This is a genomic window from Fluviirhizobium alvei (assembly GCF_030551875.1).
In the GTDB taxonomy this organism is placed as follows: Bacteria; Pseudomonadota; Alphaproteobacteria; order Rhizobiales; family Rhizobiaceae; genus Rhizobium_E; species Rhizobium_E alvei.
Genome location: NZ_JAUOZU010000006.1, coordinates 544,685 through 560,078 on the forward strand (window position 1 = coordinate 544,685; position 15,394 = coordinate 560,078).

Genomic DNA, 15,394 nt, shown 5'->3' on the forward strand with positions numbered 1-15,394 from the left:
GCATGTGCGGTATCGTCGGCATCGTGGGTAACAAGGCCGTTTCCGGACGCCTGGTGGAAGCGCTCAAGCGGCTCGAATACCGTGGCTATGATTCCGCCGGTGTTGCGACCATCCACGATGGCAAGCTCGATCGTCGCCGTGCCGAAGGCAAGCTCGTCAATCTCGAAACGGTTCTTTCCGAAGCCCCGCTCGCCGGGACGATCGGCATTGCGCATACGCGCTGGGCGACCCACGGTGCGCCGACCGAAGCCAATGCGCACCCGCATATCGTCGATGGGGTCGCGGTCGTCCATAACGGAATCATCGAGAATTTCGCCGAAATCAAGCAGGCGCTTGCCGCAGAGGGTGCAGTTTTCACCACGCAGACCGACACCGAAGTGGTTGCTCAGCTTCTCGCGCATTACCGCAAGGCCGGATTGGGCCGCCGGGAAGCCATGCATGCGATGCTCAAGCGCGTTACCGGCGCCTACGCGCTGGCCGTGATCTTCGCGGATGATCCCTCGACCATCATGGCAGCGCGCTCCGGTCCGCCGCTTGCCGTCGGCTATGGTGATGGTGAAATGTATCTCGGCTCCGATGCGATCGCGCTCGGCAGCTTCACCAACCGCATCGCCTATCTGCAGGATGGCGACTGGGCGGTCATCGGCCGTACCAGCATTTATGTCTTCGACCATGAGGGCAACCCGGTCGAGCGTCCGCCGCAGACGGTTACGGCTTCGGCCTTCCTGATCGACAAGGGCAATCATCGCCATTTCATGGAAAAGGAGATCCATGAGCAGCCGGAGGCGATTTCCCACACGCTCAGTCACTATATCGATTTTACCGATGGCACGATCGGCGCTTTCGACGATACGATCGATTTCTCAAAGCTGACGAATCTCGCGATCTCCGCCTGCGGAACGGCCTATCTCGCTGGTGTGACAGGGAAATACTGGTTCGAGCGCTATGCGCGCCTTCCCGTCGAGATCGATGTCGCGTCCGAATTCCGTTATCGGGAGGTTCCGCTGCCCAAAACGGCTGCGGCTCTGTTCATCTCACAGTCCGGCGAAACCGCCGACACGCTCGCCTCGCTGCGCTACTGCAAGGCGGAAGGTCTGAAAATCGGTGCCGTCGTCAATGTTCGCGAATCGACGATCGCGCGCGAGTCCGACGCGATTTTCCCGATCCTGGCGGGTCCGGAGATCGGCGTCGCATCGACCAAGGCCTTTACCTGCCAGCTGACGGTTCTCGCATCGCTTGCGATCAGGGCAGGGCGCCAGCGTGGCACCCTGACGGCGGCTGAGGAAAAGGAACTGGTCGCCCATCTCGCCGAAATGCCGCGCGTGATGAGCCGTGTCCTGAACAGCATTCAGCCGCAGATCGAAGGCCTGGCGCGCGAATTGTCGAAGTTCAAGGATGTTCTCTATCTCGGGCGCGGCACGAGCTACCCGATCGCCATGGAAGGCGCGCTGAAGCTCAAGGAAATTTCCTATATCCATGCCGAAGGCTATGCCGCCGGCGAGCTCAAGCATGGACCGATTGCGCTCATTGACGAGAACATGCCGGTCATCGTGATTGCGCCGCACGACCGGTTCTTTGAAAAGACCGTCTCGAACATGCAGGAAGTGGCAGCCCGCGGCGGCAGAATCATTTTCGTCACCGATGCCAAGGGCGCAAAAGCCTCCGAACTGCCGACCATGGCAACGATCGTGCTTCCCGAAGTCGACGAAGCGATCCAGCCAATGATCTTCTCCCTGCCGATCCAGCTTCTCGCCTATCATACGGCCGTGTTCATGGGCACCGATGTGGATCAGCCGCGCAACCTGGCAAAATCCGTGACCGTCGAGTGATTTGGCGCTTGTGCAGTGCGGAAATGACGCGATAAAGGTGGAACCCAGAGGATGAACGGGGTTCCGCCGATGGATGAAACACCGCACAAGCCGACAATCGGCGTCAGGCTCAGGAATAACTTTCTGACGGGCATCATCATCTGTGCGCCGATCGCGATCACGATCTGGCTGACCTGGAGCTTCATCCACTGGGCCGATTCCTGGGTGAAGCCCTATATTCCCGCCCGGATCGATCCGGAAAGCTATCTGCAGTTCGCTATCCCGGGCTTCGGCCTGCTGATTGCGGTGATCCTCATCACCATGGTGGGTACCTTCGCCAAGAACCTCATCGGTCGCACGGTGGTTGATTTCGGCGAAAACATCCTCGACCGGATGCCGCTTGTGCGTTCGATCTACAAGGCGCTGAAACAGATCTTTGAATCGGTGCTGCGTGAACGCAGCAACTCGTTCAAGAAAGTCGGCATGATCGAATATCCGTCGCCGGGCTTGTGGTCGATCGTCTTCATCGCCACCGACGCCCAGGGCGAGATCGCCTCGCGCTTCAACGACAAGGGCCTGGAGATGGTGACGGTGTTTCTGCCACCGACACCGGTTCCGACGGCAGGCTTTCTCGTTTTTGTCGAAAAGCGCAAGATCATGGAGCTCGACATGAGCGTCGAGGATGCCGCAAAGCTGATGATTTCCGCCGGTCTTGTTGCTCCGGAATGGAAACCCAAGCCGGAAGGGCAACGAGACGAGACTGCGCTTAACCCTTTGTAAACCATAACGTTTAATTCCTCTGGCACGGAAGCCTTAACGCTCGTATTTCCGCCCCAATGTTGGCATGATTTTCATGCGTGTGGTTAATGAAGAAGCCACGCGATGGTTTGCTTGCCATCATGACCATATGATTGCGGGACACGGGGACACATGATCGGAATTCGACGAGCCGACCGCTGGGCTGGCATGCGCTGGACAGTTCTGGCGTTGCTGTGCGTAACGGCGGCATCCTGTTCGACGACATCGAAGAAGAACGATGGCGTGCACAACAAGCGTTCCAAGGAGTATTTCTCCGAGAAGGAATATGGCGTCAAAGCCAGTCCTCGCGTTCATTTCGGCAAGAACAACGTGCCCAAAGGTGGCGGACGCTTCATTTTGGGCAAGCCCTACGTGGTCAAGGGCAAGGTCTACAAACCGCGCGAAGACAAGAATTACGACAAGAAGGGGCTGGCCTCCTGGTATGGATCGGCTTTCCATGGTCGGCTGACAGCCAACGGAGAGGTCTACGACCAGTATCATCTTTCCGCCGCCCATCCGACATTCCCGCTGCCGAGCTATGCGCGCGTCACCAACCTCGATACCGGCGATTCCGTGATCGTGCGCGTAAATGATCGCGGCCCCTATCATCCGGGCCGCATCATCGATGTCTCGGAAAAGGCAGCGGAAATGCTCGACATTCGCCGCAACGGCACCGCGAATGTTCGGGTGCAGTATGTCGGCAAGGCCCGGATGGACGGCAAGGATATGCCATACCTGATGGCCTCCTACACCAAGAAGGGCGACCGCCTGCAGCGCTTCAATCCGCAGGGCGAGATCGCGACCGGCGTTCTGGTTGCCTCCGCCGATGATCGGATCCCGGTTCCGCGTCAGCAGCCGGATTTTGAGCCGGTCTCGACCTCGACAGCGCTTGTGGCAGACAAGAGCCCGTCGAATGACGCCTTCGGGGCGCTTCAGCAGTTTGCCGAGTTGCCATTGATCGGACCGATCCCGCGCGAGCGGCCGAGCCGTCTGCAGAGCGTCAATGGCGCGCTCTCGGCCTATGCCGAAATCCGTATCGAAAGTGCATCCTCTCCCTTTGATGCGATCATGGTCGAGAATGATCGCCAGAGGATCGAAACCATCCGCAATGCGGCAGCGCAGCGCCTGGCGGCAAAGAAGCCATAGGCAAATGCGTCCTGTGGGTTGATGCCTGGCGTCAATGACGCCATGATGGGGCGGCGTGCGGATCGAACGGGACAGCCGACTTGATCAAACTGAACATATTCCGGGCAACGGCGTTTATGGCCCTTGCCGTTTTGCTCTCCGACGGTTCGGCTTTGGCTCAGACGGTGGCCGCGTTCGATACCAAGGCCAAGCAGGCCTATATGATCGAAGCGACCACGGGTACGGTGCTGTTTGCCAAGGCCGAAGACGAGATTATTCCTCCGGCTTCTCTCGCCAAGTTGATGACGGCCGAATATGTGTTCAACGAGCTCGCATCCGGTCGCATCGCCGACGAGACGCTCTACAAGGTTTCCGAATATGCCTGGCGAACGGGCGGTGCGCTCTCGCGGACCTCGACCATGTTCGCGGCGCTAAACTCGCAAATCCGGGTCATCGATCTCCTGCAGGGCCTGGCCGTTCAATCGGCCAATGATGCCTGCATCATTCTTGCCGAGGGTTTGGAAGGAAGCGAGGCTGCCTTCGCCGCCAAACTGACCGAACGAGCACGACTCCTTGGTCTTCAGAAATCGGTCTTTGCCAATTCCAACGGCCTCCCCAATCCGGAAAACAAGACGACTGTGCGCGAAATGGTCCTGCTGGCCCAGCAGATCGAGGCGAAATATCCAAAATATTTCCCGCTGTTCGCGCAGAAGGATTTCGAGTGGAACAAGATCTTCCAGCGCAACCGAAATCCGCTTCTCGCCTTGAATATCGGCGTCGATGGTATGGCGCTCGGGTTTGCCGAAAACTCCGGCTATGCGATCGTCACCACGGTCGAGCGTGACGGACGCCGGCTATTTCTTGCTCTGGCTGGCCTGAAGACCGACAAGGAACGGACGGAAGAGGCCAGACGGGTTCTCGAATGGGGTCTTACGAGTTTTGCGAGTCGGACGGTCTTCAAGGCCGATGAGGTTATCGCGGAAGCCCCCGTGTTCGGTGGCGATCGCAGCCATGTACCGTTGAAGGCGGGCAGCTCTGTCGATATTTTCATCCCGGTCGACAATCCGGACAGAATTCGTGCCAGAATCGCCTATAAGTGGCCCCTGAAGGCGCCCGTGACCGCCGGCCAGGAGATCGGCATCCTCAGCGTCTCCGTTGGCGAGCGACGGGTGAGGGAAGTGCCGGTCCATGCGGCTGCAGATGTGGGTGTCGGGACGCTGACGAGCAAAGCCCTTGATGGGCTGAAGGAATTGCTGTTCTTCTGGCTTTGAAGACGGAGCAATGGAACTGAAGACAAGGATAGCCAGTGCCGACAAGACAAGGCCTGTTCGTGACATTCGAAGGCGGCGAGGGGACCGGAAAGTCCACCCAGATCCGCATGCTGGCCGAGCGTCTGCGCAAGACTGGCGTCGATGTGCTCGTCACGCGTGAGCCGGGCGGCTCGTCGGGCGCCGAAGCTGTTCGCCATGTCATCCTCTCCGGTGCCGCCGAGGAATATGGCACCCGCATGGAGGCGCTGCTGTTTGCCGCCGCTCGCAACGACCATGTCGAGGAAGTGATCCGTCCGGCGCTCAAAAGCGGTGCCGTGGTGCTCTGTGATCGTTTCATGGATTCGTCGCGTGTCTATCAGGGCATTACGGGCAATCTCGAACCCGAATTCGTCCGCAATCTCGAGCGCATCGCCATCAATGGCGTGGTGCCCGACTGCACGATCATTCTCGATATTCCGGCGGCAGAGGGCTTGGCGCGTGCCAGGAGCCGGATGGCCGGATCCGCATCGCCGTCCGAGCCGGACCGGTTCGAGAAGGAAAAGATCGACACCCACGAAAAGCGGCGCGAAGCCTATCTGGATATCGCCGCTGAAGATCCTCTGCGCTGCCGGGTCATTGATGCTTCGGGAACACCCGAGACGATCGCCGAACGGGTTTTCGAGGTCGTCGAACCGTTGCTGCCGATCCAGCCCTCGCGGCTGCGCGAAACGGGTCGCGCCTGATGTCCGAGCAGACCCCCGGCCTTCTGGATGGAGCGATTGCGCCTGCCGAAAACACGCGCCTGTTCGGTCACGATGCGGCAGAGGATTTTCTCGCCCAGTCCTATCGTTCGGGCAAAGGGCACCATGCGATTCTTATCGAAGGACCGGAGGGAATTGGCAAGGCGACGCTCGCCTTCCGCTTTGCCCACCATGTGCTCTCGCACCCGGATCCCGCAAAGGCGCCCGAACGGATCGCCGATCCGGACCCCAAGGCGCTCGAATTTCGCCAGATTGCCGCCGGCGCTTCGCACAATCTCCTGCATCTCACGCGTCCGGTCGACAGCAAGACAGGGCGGATGAAGACGGCCATCACCGTCGACGAAGTGCGCCGCGCCGGCCGCTTCTTCGCCCAGACGACGGGATCTGACGGCTGGCGGATTGTGATTGTCGATACGGCCGATGATCTCAACCGCAATGCCGCCAATGCGATTCTGAAGATCCTGGAAGAGCCGCCGCGCCGATCGCTGTTCCTCGTCCTGTCGCATGCGCCGGGCAAACTGCTACCAACCATACGCTCGCGCTGCCTTCCCCTGATGCTGCGCCCGCTCGGAGATGAGGATCTCCTGCAGGCAATCGGTCACCTGGGGATCTCTGCCGAGGCCGGTCAGCGCGGTGTGTCGGAATCCGGTGGCAGCGTCGGACAGTTCCTCAAACTCGTCAATTACGGCGGGCTCGAGATCATCGAAGCGCTCGATGCAATCCTGACGTCAAAGGGCGGAGCGCAACGGCGTGCGATGCATCGGGTCGCCGATGCCGTGTCCCAGAAGGACAACGACACCTTGTTCGATTTCTTCATCGACCATGTCGGTGAATTGCTGGTCAGCGAAGCCCGAAAAGCCGCCTTGAGCGGTTCGACCTCAAAAGCGGCCTCGATCGCAGACCAGCATGGCCGGATTGCCGAATGGGTCGCCCAGTCCGAAGCCTATAATCTCGATCGCAAGCAGACAATTCTGTCGTTGCTCGAAGAGATCGTCCGGGTGATCAGCTGAGTACGAGTTTCAGGGCAACCAGCGATAGGGTCACAGCCAGAATCGGACGAATGACACGGTCGGGCATGCGGGGCGCGATATGGCTGCCGATGATGATGCCCGGGATGGAACCTGCAAGCAGCGAAATCAGCATCATCCAGTCGATCTCGCCGATCATCCAGTAGCCAAGTCCGCCCACCAGCGTCAGCGGCACGGCATGGACGATGTCGGAACCGACGACGTCGCGGATCTCGAGCCGCGGATAGAGCATCAGAAGAATTGTCACGCCGAGGGCACCGGCTCCGACCGAAGTCAGGGTCACGAGCGTTCCGAGCACCAGACCGAGAACAACGGTCAACGCAGATACCGTGGACGCCCGCACTGGCGGCCTGTGGCGGCGCATTTCCGCCACCCTGTCGACGATCGGCTTGCGAAACAGCAGAAGGAAGGCTGTCAGAAACAGCATCCAGCCGAGCGAATAGGTGAGAAACGACACTGCGCCGAGGCTCTTGCGGTCGACGCCGGCCATCATCCAGAGGGTAATGAGCGCCGCCGGAATGCTACCAAGGCCAAGCAATCCCACCACTTTCCAGTTGATGGTCTTGTTCATGCCGTGAACGGCGGTGCCTGCGGATTTCGTGATCGCTGCATAGAGCAAATCCGTGCCGACAGCAGTGGCCGGGTGAATTCCGAAAAGGACGACCAGAAGCGGCGTCATCAATGATCCGCCACCGACCCCGGTAATGCCGACCAGAATGCCAACCAGAAGCCCGGAAACGGAGAAGAGCGGATTAAAAGAGCTGAAATCCAAGACAATTCCTCATGCAGAAGACGTGCTTATAAGCACCTGCAGCCACAAGCGGTCAAGTAGCCTGCGCCTCAGAGCGGTGGATTTCCAAGTTGTCGAACCTTATGTAACGCGATTGCATGACACTTTCGCAGCCGGATCGGAAACTTGCTGTTTCCCCCGGAGACAACATGGGTTAGAAGCCCGCACAAGACCGTATCTATGAGAGGCTTTCCCTCCATGAAAGACAATTCGTCCTTCTACATCACCACTGCGATTTCCTATCCGAATGGCAAGCCGCATATCGGCCACGCCTACGAGCTTCTGGCAACCGATGCCATGGCGCGATTCCAGCGGCTTGACGGCCGCGAAGTGCTCTTTGTCACCGGTACCGACGAGCACGGACAGAAAATGATGCAGACGGCGCGCAACGAGGGAATCACGCCGCGGGAACTGGCCGACCGCAACTCGGGCGAATTCCAGCGCATGGCAGAGGCGCTCAACAGCTCGAACGACGATTTCATCCGCACGACGGAACCGCGCCATTATGCCTCGGTCCAGCATATCTGGACGCGGATGGTCGACGCGGGCGATATTTACAAGGACAGCTATTCCGGCTGGTACTCCGTGCGCGACGAAGCCTACTATCAGGAAGGCGAGACGGAAGTGCGCGACGGCACCCGTTACGGACCGCAGGGCACGCCGGTCGAATGGGTCGAGGAAGAAAGCTACTTCTTCCGCCTGTCCGCCTATGAGCAGAAGCTTCTCGATTATTACGAGGCGCATCCCGATTTCATTGGTCCCGACGAGCGGCGCAACGAAGTCGTCTCCTTCGTCAAATCAGGCCTGAAGGATCTTTCGGTTTCGCGCACCACCTTCGATTGGGGCATTCCGGTGCCGGGCGACCCGAAGCACGTCATGTATGTCTGGGTCGATGCACTGACCAACTATATCACTGCCGCGGGCTATCCCGACGAGACGAGCGCGCGCTGGAAGTTCTGGCCGGCGACGCATATCATCGGCAAGGACATCATTCGCTTCCACGCCGTCTATTGGCCGGCGTTCCTGATGTCGGCGGGGCTGGCCTTGCCGAAGCGCGTCTATGCGCATGGCTTCCTGCTCAACAAGGGCGAGAAAATGTCGAAGTCGGTCGGCAATGTCGTCGATCCTTTCGCCCTCGTCGATCATTTTGGTTGTGACCAGGTGCGCCATTTCTTCCTGCGTGAAGTCTCGTTCGGCCAGGACGGTTCCTATAGCGAGGAGGCGATTGCCAACCGCATCAATGCCGATCTCGCCGACAATATCGGCAATCTCGCCCAGCGCTCGCTGTCGATGATCGTCAAGAACTGCGACGGCAAGATCCCGGCCCCGGGTCCGTTGACCGATGACGACAAGGCGTTGCTCGCTCTTGCCGACCGGACCGTGGAAACCTGCCGCGAGGAAATGGCCCGTCAGCAGATCCACAAGTCTGTCAGCGCCGTCTTTGCCCTGAGTTCCGAGGCGAACGGCTATTTCGCCGCCCAGGCTCCCTGGGTCTTGGCAAAATCGGATCTCGATCGCATGGCGACGGTGCTTTACGTTACGGCAGAAGTGGTCCGCCAGATCGCCATCCTGTTGCAGCCTTACGTGCCGGCTTCGGCGGACAAGATGCTCGACCTTCTGGCGATTGCAGCGGATGCCCGCAGTTTTGCTTCGCTCGGCGAAGCAGGCCGGCTGGTATCAGGCACGCCGCTCGACAAGCCGGTGCCGGTGTTCCCGAAATATTTCCCGCCCAAGGAACAGTAAGCGGCATGTTGATCGATACCCATTGCCATCTCGATTTTCCCGATTTCGAGCCGGAGCGCGATGAGATCGTCAAGCGGGCCATCGATGCCGGTGTCCGCCAGATGATCACCATCTGCACCAGGGTTCGCAAATTCGACCGGATTCGGGCCGTTGCGGAAGCCTACCCGGAAGTTTTCTGCTCGGTTGGCACGCACCCGAACAGCGCCCACGAAGAGCCGGACATCGAGACCGAAGAACTCGTGAAACTCGCTGAATATGAGAAATGCGTCGCGATCGGCGAAGCCGGTCTCGACTATTTCTACGACTATGCCACGCCGGAAGAACAGGCGAGGGGGCTGCGCCGGCATGTTGCGGCCGCCCGCATCACCGGCCTGCCGCTCGTCATCCATTCGCGCGCGGCCGATGACGATATGGCTGCAATCCTGCGCGACGAGCATGAAAAGGGAGCCTTTCCGTTCCTTTTGCACTGCTTCTCCTCGGGCGCAGATCTGGCGCGCACCGGGGTCGAACTTGGCGGCTACGTCTCGTTCTCGGGCATCCTGACCTTCCCGAAATCGGAAGATATCCGGGCAATCGCGCGGGATGTTCCGCGTGATCGACTTCTGGTCGAAACCGATGCACCCTATCTTGCACCGAAGAAATGGCGCGGCAAAAGGAACGAGCCGTCCTACGTCACCAATACGGCGGAGTTTCTCGCCGACACGATGGGCGTCAGCCTCGCCGAAATTGCCGAGATCACAACCGAAAACGCCTTCCGGTGCTTTTCGAGAATGCCCCGACTGGTGGCCTGATGGTGACGCGGCGCTTTACCATTCTCGGCTGCGCCTCTTCGCCGGGCGTGCCCCGGATTACGGGAGACTGGGGCGCCTGCGATCCGGCCAACCCGAAAAACCGCCGCACGCGGGCAGCGATGCTGGTAGAGCAGACGGCCGATGATGGTCAGAAAACCGTCGTCGTCGTCGATACCGGCCCCGATTTCCGCAGCCAGATGGTGGCGGTGGGCGTATCGGATTTGCATGGGGTCGTGTTGACCCATGCCCATGCCGACCATCTGCATGGCATCGACGATATTCGCGCCTATGTCTACAAGAACCAGCATAGGATGCCGGTCTGGGCCGACGCGGTGACGATGGAGCGGGTTCTCGAAGGGTTCCGTTATTGTTTCGAAACGCCGGTCGGCAGCAATTATCCGCCGATCGCCCGCGCCTACACCATTCCCGAGATCGGACAGCTATTCGAGGTCGAGGGACCGGGCGGCGCCATTCCCTTCCTGCCGCTGATGCAGCAGCATGGAGACAGCCATTCGATCGGCTATCGGATCGGCGACTTTGCCTATTGTACCGATGTCAGCGATTTTCCTGCAGAAAGCGTGGCGCAGCTGAGCGGGCTGGATGTGCTGGTAATTGATTGCCTGCAATATCGCCGTCATCCGAGCCATCTGTCGCTGGAACAGGCTCTGGGCTGGATCGAGAGAATTGCACCAAAGCGCGCCATCCTCACCCACATGCACATCCCGCTCGATTACGAAGCCGTTCTCAACGAGACGCCGGATCATATCGAACCGGCCTATGACGGCATGGCGCTAGAATTTACGCTCTGATGGCGATTATCCTTCCTGGATGCCATTTAGGTGAAATAGGGCATCAGTGCTTCGCGAATGGCCTTGAGCGGCTCAGGCGAGCGGTCCGGCGTAAAACTCTTGCCGGTGATCATCTCATAGGCCTGGATATAGATGTCCGATGCCTGGCGAACCAGTTCATCCGGGATTACCGGAATCTCATCTTTGTAGGGATCGCAACGCTCGGCCACCCAGGCGCGGATGAAATCCTTGTCGAAGCTTTTCGGACGCGATCCGGTCGCCATCGCCTGCTCATAGCTCTCGGCAAACCAGAAGCGGCTCGAATCCGGCGTATGGATCTCGTCAGCTAGAATGATGGTGCCGTTCTCATCTGTGCCGAATTCGTATTTGGTATCGGCAAGGATCAGACCGTTGGCCGACGCAATCTCCTGGCCGCGCTTGAAGAGAGCGAGGGCGTAGGTGGAAACGGTCTGCCACTGGCTTTCCGTCAGAAGCTCCTTTTCGAGGATTTCGGCACCCGACAGTGGTTCATCATGGCCGCCGTCGAAGGCCTTCGTCGTCGGCGTGATGATCGGTTCCGGCAGGGCCTGGTTGTCGACCATCCCGTCTGGCAGGGTGATGCCATACATGGTCCGTTCGCCGGTCTTGTATTTGGTCAGGATCGAGGTCGAGGTGGTGCCGGCGAGATAGCCGCGGACGACGATTTCGACGGGAAGGATTTCCAGCCGCTTGCCGATCACGACATTGGGATGGGGATAGGAAATCACATGATTGGGGCAGATGTCGCGGGTGTTTTCGAACCAGAAGCGTGCCGTCTGCGTCAGGACCTGCCCCTTGAAGGGAATGGCGGTGAGTACGCGATCGAAGGCCGAGAGCCTGTCGCTGGCGATGATGATGCGGCTGCCATCCGGAAGGTCGTAGTTGTCACGCACCTTGCCTTTGTAATAGTTCGGCAATTCGGCAATGTAGGCATCGGAGAGAACTGGCAGGCTCGGCATCGCGCACACCCCTATGATCGGTTGAGGCGGGTAAACCAGCCAATATCCGAAAGGTCAAGGGAAAGCTTTGCCTGCCGGGCGCAATCCCCGGCAATCGTGCCGCCTCAGTGAACCGGCAAAGCCTTCGGGCGATAGCGCCCTTTGCCTTCGGGGCTGAATTTCTCGGCAACGGCGGGGTGCTTCATCGGATCGCCGCTCTCGTCCGGTTCGAGATTTTGCTCCGATACATAGGCGACATAGGCGCTTTCATCATTCTCTGCATAGAGATGGTAGAAGGGCTGGTCCTTGGATGGCCGCACCTCGGCGGGGATCGAATTCCACCATTCTTCCGAATTTGCAAATTCGGGATCGACATCGAAGATCACACCTCTGAACGGGAAGATCCGATGACGTACCACCTGTCCGATCTGAAATTTCGCCTGTCGTTCACGCATGTCTACACCTCGCTTCTGTTAACATATTGGTGCGACCTTGATCATAATCAAGCAATCGGGCGGACTGATGCGTTGTTTGTCTCCCCCAAGTGCGGCTTTTTTGCCAATTGCGCGCAAATACGATTGAACATCGAAGCCATGCGGTGCAATTTCGCTGCTAAATCCTATTTATAGCAGCGAACAAGCGACACGAGGAGTTTCTGTGGTCAATCAGTGGGGTAGGGACGGCAATCTGGCGACGTCGTCAAAAGGATCGTCGGCCGGGCCAATCATCCTTTCGGTCGTGATGCTGGCGGTCGGTCTCGGTGCCGGCTATGGCGCGACCCGCTTCCTCGGCAGTGGCTCGAGTTCCGAGCTTGCCGCTCGGGATGCGAGGATCGCCGAATTGCAGCAGACGCTTTCCGAACTCAAGTTCGACAGCCAGAACAGTGACGGCAATCAGAAAGCGCTGGAAGACAAGATCTCCGGCCTTGAAGCCGATCTTATCGCAGCAAACGACAGCAAGGCCTCGCTTCAGGCCGAGATCGAAGCGCTGCAGAAAACGCTCGACGAAGCTGGAGATACGAGCAGCGAACTGACCCGGTTGCGGAAATCGCTGAAAGTGTCGGAACTGCAGATCATCGATCTCGAAAAGGAGATCGCGGCCCAGCAGCGCAGCATTGATGATCTCAGAGAGGGCAGGGCAAGCGGCGATGCGCTGGCTGCCCGCAATGCCGAGCTCGAAAAGGCCCTTGCCGATGCGCGCGTACGGCTAAAGACGATTCCTGTCCTTGAGGACCAGATCGCAACGCTGAAGGAGCAGCTCTCAACCCGCACCGAGGATGCGGATCGTGAGGCGCAGCGCCGCATCGCCTCATTGGAAAAGACAGTCGCCGAACTCGAGGCGAAACTACGCCGGGCCGAAAGCGGATCGGACGAGGCGGGGCGCCTGACACAGGAAATCGCCGATCTCAAGCGGCAGGTGATCTCGCTCAGTGATCGCTTCAAGGACCGAGACCGCGAGGCAAACGCGCTCGAAGGCCAGCTCGCGAAGAGCCGCCAGGATCTGAAGGCGCAAAACGACGAGATTGCCGCGCTCAATGCGCAGATCAAGAAGCTCAAGGCGACCAATGCCGACCTGCAGGCGCAGATCGACCGGCTGGATCGCCCCCTCGTGTCGCCCAACGATGATACGAAGACTGACGAGCCGAAGAATGACGAGCCGAAGGACAACCCGGTCGTAGCCGGCCCGCGCGAGCCTGATGCAGTCGATGGTGCACTCAACCGCATGCCCGGTTTTTCACGCCTTTCGGACGCAAAGCAGGCCAAGTTGCGCGACGGGCTCGAACGGGGCGGCTGCGTGACCGACTCGCTTAAACTGGTTTACAAACAGGTTCCGCCCTTGGCGCTGATCAGCCTGATGCGCGATCTCGACAGCGATTGCTGAACCGACTGGAGGAAAACATGTTCAAGACACTGGCCCTGGCCGCAGCCTTCATCCTTTCGGTTGCTGCAACCGCACCGGCAGCGGAACTCGAAAAGAACATCATGACCGGTGGTGCCAAGGGCACCTATATCAAGATCGGGCGCGACATTGCCGCGCTCGGCGTTGAATGCGGTCAGACCCTCAATGTAGTCGAAAGTGCCGGTTCGCTTGAGAATTTCCTCGGTGTCCGCAACCGCAAGAACACCCAGTTCGGCATCGTCCAGAACGACGTTCTCGAATATCTCAAGACCTTCGAAGCCAATGATGCCGATGTGCAGCAGGCCGTGAAGGGCGTGCGGATCATGTTCCCGCTCTATAACGAGGAAGTTCATGTTCTCGCCAAGACCGAGATTTCGAAGCTCGAGGATCTTGCCGGCAAGAAGGTTGCGATCGGCGTTAAGGACAGCGGTACCTACCTCACTGCGACGCTGATTCTCGACATTCTCCAGATCAAGGATGTGGTCCGCGAAACGATCGCGCCGGACGCAGCACTTCCGAAATTGCAGTCCGGTGAAATCGATGCGCTCTTCTATGTCGCCGGCGCCCCGGCTTCCCTGTTCGAAAGCACAAGCATCGATGGCACCAAACTGCATCTCCTGCCGATGAAGGAGGCGCCGCTCATGGCGACCTACATTCCCGGCAAGATCGATGCCGGCACCTATTCTTTCCAGAAAGAGCCTGTCGATGTCGTATCGGTCAAGGCCGTGCTCATGACCTATGATTACGACAAGAAGCGCAATGCCTATCATCGCGACAGCTGCCGTGCGGTGGCGGATTTCTCCAGCCTCATCCTCAACAATCTCGACAAGCTGCAGTCAACCGGCCATCCGAAATGGAAGACGGTGGATCTGACGGCGCTGCCGCCCGGCTGGAAGGTCGGCGTCTGCGTCAAGGAGGGCATGGCGGCCGATTACAAGCCAGCCTGCACGGCGAAGGCCGAGGCGCCTGTGTCTGACGAGGGCGGCGAGAATGATGACTATCTGAAGCTGCTCAAGGAGCGGCTGAAGAAGAACTGATGGACGGATGACGAAGGTGCTTCATCAGGTTGCCCCTGAGATTGTCACAGATCGCCTGCGTCTGCGGCCCTACCGTATGGAGGACTTTCTGGCTCTGGTGGCGCTCTATGACACGGATCGCGCCGCCTTTATCGGCGGCCGTCTGCCGCCGGCGAAAGTCTGGGATGGTTTCATGAGCTGCATCGGTCACTGGCCGCTGCGCGGCTTTGGCGGCTGGGCTGTCGAGGAGAGGGCAACCGGTCTCCTGGCGGGAGAAGTCGCAATCCACCAGCCGCCCCATTATCCCGAGATCGAACTTGGCTGGTTGGTGTTTGACGGCTTCGAGGGGCGCGGATTCGCCTATGAGGCGGCCGTGGTTGCCCGCCGTTTTGCACTGGAAGCTGCCCGGGTCGAAAGGCTGGTCTCGTATATCGATCAGCCCAATCGGCGATCGATCGCGCTGGCCAAACGATTGGGCGCGCGGCGGGATCCGGAAGCCCTGACGCCCAACCAGGATCCCTGTTTCGTCTACCGCCACAAGTGACATGATTTCGGGCAACCGTCGCCCAGCAAAAAGCCCGCCGGAAACCAGTCCGGCGGGCTCTTTCATTTAAGGCCTG

Annotated in this window: 15 protein-coding genes; 12 read left to right on the plus strand and 3 right to left on the minus strand. The window is 59.3% G+C overall.

Features of this window, described 5'->3' with window-relative positions; genetic code table 11:
• Window positions 1-2 precede the first annotated feature (2 nt).
• The 6 genes from glmS (at window position 3) to Q4481_RS09030 (ending at window position 6,752) form a co-directional block, all read left to right on the plus strand.
• Entirely contained in the window at window positions 3-1,829 is a 1,827-nt protein-coding gene (gene glmS / locus Q4481_RS09005) for a glutamine--fructose-6-phosphate transaminase (isomerizing) (RefSeq protein WP_304376007.1), read from the plus strand.
• A gap of 69 nt (window positions 1,830-1,898) precedes the next feature.
• Window positions 1,899-2,588, plus strand: a complete 690-nt coding sequence (locus tag Q4481_RS09010; protein WP_304376008.1) for a DUF502 domain-containing protein — start codon at window positions 1,899-1,901, stop codon at window positions 2,586-2,588.
• A gap of 150 nt (window positions 2,589-2,738) precedes the next feature.
• Entirely contained in the window at window positions 2,739-3,752 is a 1,014-nt protein-coding gene (locus tag Q4481_RS09015; protein ID WP_304376009.1) for a septal ring lytic transglycosylase RlpA family protein, read from the plus strand.
• A 116-nt stretch (window positions 3,753-3,868) separates the two neighbouring features.
• Window positions 3,869-5,002, plus strand: a complete 1,134-nt coding sequence (locus tag Q4481_RS09020; protein WP_304376086.1) for a D-alanyl-D-alanine carboxypeptidase family protein — start codon at window positions 3,869-3,871, stop codon at window positions 5,000-5,002.
• A gap of 35 nt (window positions 5,003-5,037) precedes the next feature.
• Window positions 5,038-5,724: a dTMP kinase gene (gene tmk, locus Q4481_RS09025; RefSeq protein ID WP_304376010.1), complete on the plus strand. Its 687-nt coding sequence runs from the start codon at window positions 5,038-5,040 to the stop codon at window positions 5,722-5,724.
• Window positions 5,724-6,752, plus strand: coding sequence for a DNA polymerase III subunit delta' (locus Q4481_RS09030; protein WP_304376011.1), 1,029 nt, complete (start codon window positions 5,724-5,726; stop codon window positions 6,750-6,752). Before tmk ends, Q4481_RS09030 begins: the two co-directional genes overlap by 1 nt.
• Here the strand turns inward: Q4481_RS09030 and Q4481_RS09035 are convergent.
• Complete coding sequence (locus Q4481_RS09035) at window positions 6,745-7,542, minus strand: sulfite exporter TauE/SafE family protein (RefSeq protein WP_304376012.1); 798 nt, start codon at window positions 7,540-7,542, stop codon at window positions 6,745-6,747. The genes Q4481_RS09030 and Q4481_RS09035 overlap by 8 nt on opposite strands.
• A 216-nt stretch (window positions 7,543-7,758) precedes the next feature.
• Between Q4481_RS09035 and metG the strand changes: the two genes are divergently transcribed.
• From metG to Q4481_RS09050, 3 genes are read left to right on the plus strand one after another with little or no spacing between them, the layout of a single operon-like run.
• Complete coding sequence (metG, locus tag Q4481_RS09040; protein ID WP_304376013.1) at window positions 7,759-9,303, plus strand: methionine--tRNA ligase; 1,545 nt, start codon at window positions 7,759-7,761, stop codon at window positions 9,301-9,303.
• Between the two features lie 5 nt (window positions 9,304-9,308).
• Window positions 9,309-10,094, plus strand: coding sequence for a TatD family hydrolase (locus Q4481_RS09045; protein ID WP_304376014.1), 786 nt, complete (start codon window positions 9,309-9,311; stop codon window positions 10,092-10,094).
• Window positions 10,091-10,903 carry an MBL fold metallo-hydrolase gene (locus Q4481_RS09050; protein ID WP_304376087.1) on the plus strand — a complete coding sequence of 271 codons (813 nt, stop codon included), beginning with the start codon at window positions 10,091-10,093 and terminating at the stop codon, window positions 10,901-10,903. The genes Q4481_RS09045 and Q4481_RS09050 overlap by 4 nt, the downstream gene beginning before the upstream one ends.
• Before the next feature lie 26 nt (window positions 10,904-10,929).
• On the opposite strand, the gene Q4481_RS09055 is transcribed toward Q4481_RS09050, so the two are convergent.
• Window positions 10,930-11,871, minus strand: a complete 942-nt coding sequence (locus Q4481_RS09055) for a phosphoribosylaminoimidazolesuccinocarboxamide synthase (RefSeq protein ID WP_304376088.1) — start codon at window positions 11,869-11,871, stop codon at window positions 10,930-10,932.
• Between the two features lie 113 nt (window positions 11,872-11,984).
• Window positions 11,985-12,314: a heat shock protein HspQ gene (gene hspQ, locus Q4481_RS09060; protein WP_304376015.1), complete on the minus strand. Its 330-nt coding sequence runs from the start codon at window positions 12,312-12,314 to the stop codon at window positions 11,985-11,987.
• Window positions 12,315-12,516: 202 nt separating this feature from the next.
• Here hspQ and Q4481_RS09065 point away from each other — a divergent pair, with 202 nt between their 5' ends.
• The 3 genes from Q4481_RS09065 to Q4481_RS09075 are packed head-to-tail and all read left to right on the plus strand — an operon-like array spanning window position 12,517 to window position 15,318.
• Window positions 12,517-13,740 carry a coiled-coil domain-containing protein gene (locus tag Q4481_RS09065; RefSeq protein WP_304376016.1) on the plus strand — a complete coding sequence of 408 codons (1,224 nt, stop codon included), beginning with the start codon at window positions 12,517-12,519 and terminating at the stop codon, window positions 13,738-13,740.
• Window positions 13,741-13,757: 17 nt separating this feature from the next.
• A complete protein-coding gene (locus tag Q4481_RS09070) occupies window positions 13,758-14,795 on the plus strand; it encodes a TAXI family TRAP transporter solute-binding subunit (protein WP_304376017.1) in 1,038 nt (345 codons plus the stop codon).
• A 7-nt stretch (window positions 14,796-14,802) separates the two neighbouring features.
• On the plus strand, window positions 14,803-15,318 hold the full coding sequence (locus Q4481_RS09075) for a GNAT family N-acetyltransferase (protein ID WP_304376018.1): 516 nt from the start codon (window positions 14,803-14,805) through the stop codon (window positions 15,316-15,318).
• The last annotated feature ends 76 nt before the right edge of the window (window positions 15,319-15,394 follow it).

What these genes read in the sequence shown, in the direction of transcription:
- metG (WP_304376013.1), top strand. Translation starts at nt 7,759, where the DNA reads ATGAAAGACAATTCGTCCTTCTACATCACCACTGCGATTTCCTATCCG.
- Q4481_RS09045 (WP_304376014.1), top strand. Translation starts at nt 9,309, where the DNA reads ATGTTGATCGATACCCATTGCCATCTCGATTTTCCCGATTTCGAGCCG.
- Q4481_RS09070 (WP_304376017.1), top strand. Translation starts at nt 13,758, where the DNA reads ATGTTCAAGACACTGGCCCTGGCCGCAGCCTTCATCCTTTCGGTTGCT.
- Q4481_RS09010 (WP_304376008.1), top strand. Translation starts at nt 1,899, where the DNA reads ATGGATGAAACACCGCACAAGCCGACAATCGGCGTCAGGCTCAGGAAT.
- Q4481_RS09020 (WP_304376086.1), top strand. Translation starts at nt 3,869, where the DNA reads ATGGCCCTTGCCGTTTTGCTCTCCGACGGTTCGGCTTTGGCTCAGACG.
- Q4481_RS09030 (WP_304376011.1), top strand. Translation starts at nt 5,724, where the DNA reads ATGTCCGAGCAGACCCCCGGCCTTCTGGATGGAGCGATTGCGCCTGCC.
- hspQ (WP_304376015.1), bottom strand. Translation starts at nt 12,314, where the DNA reads ATGCGTGAACGACAGGCGAAATTTCAGATCGGACAGGTGGTACGTCAT.
- Q4481_RS09015 (WP_304376009.1), top strand. Translation starts at nt 2,739, where the DNA reads ATGATCGGAATTCGACGAGCCGACCGCTGGGCTGGCATGCGCTGGACA.
- Q4481_RS09075 (WP_304376018.1), top strand. Translation starts at nt 14,803, where the DNA reads ATGACGAAGGTGCTTCATCAGGTTGCCCCTGAGATTGTCACAGATCGC.
- glmS (WP_304376007.1), top strand. Translation starts at nt 3, where the DNA reads ATGTGCGGTATCGTCGGCATCGTGGGTAACAAGGCCGTTTCCGGACGC.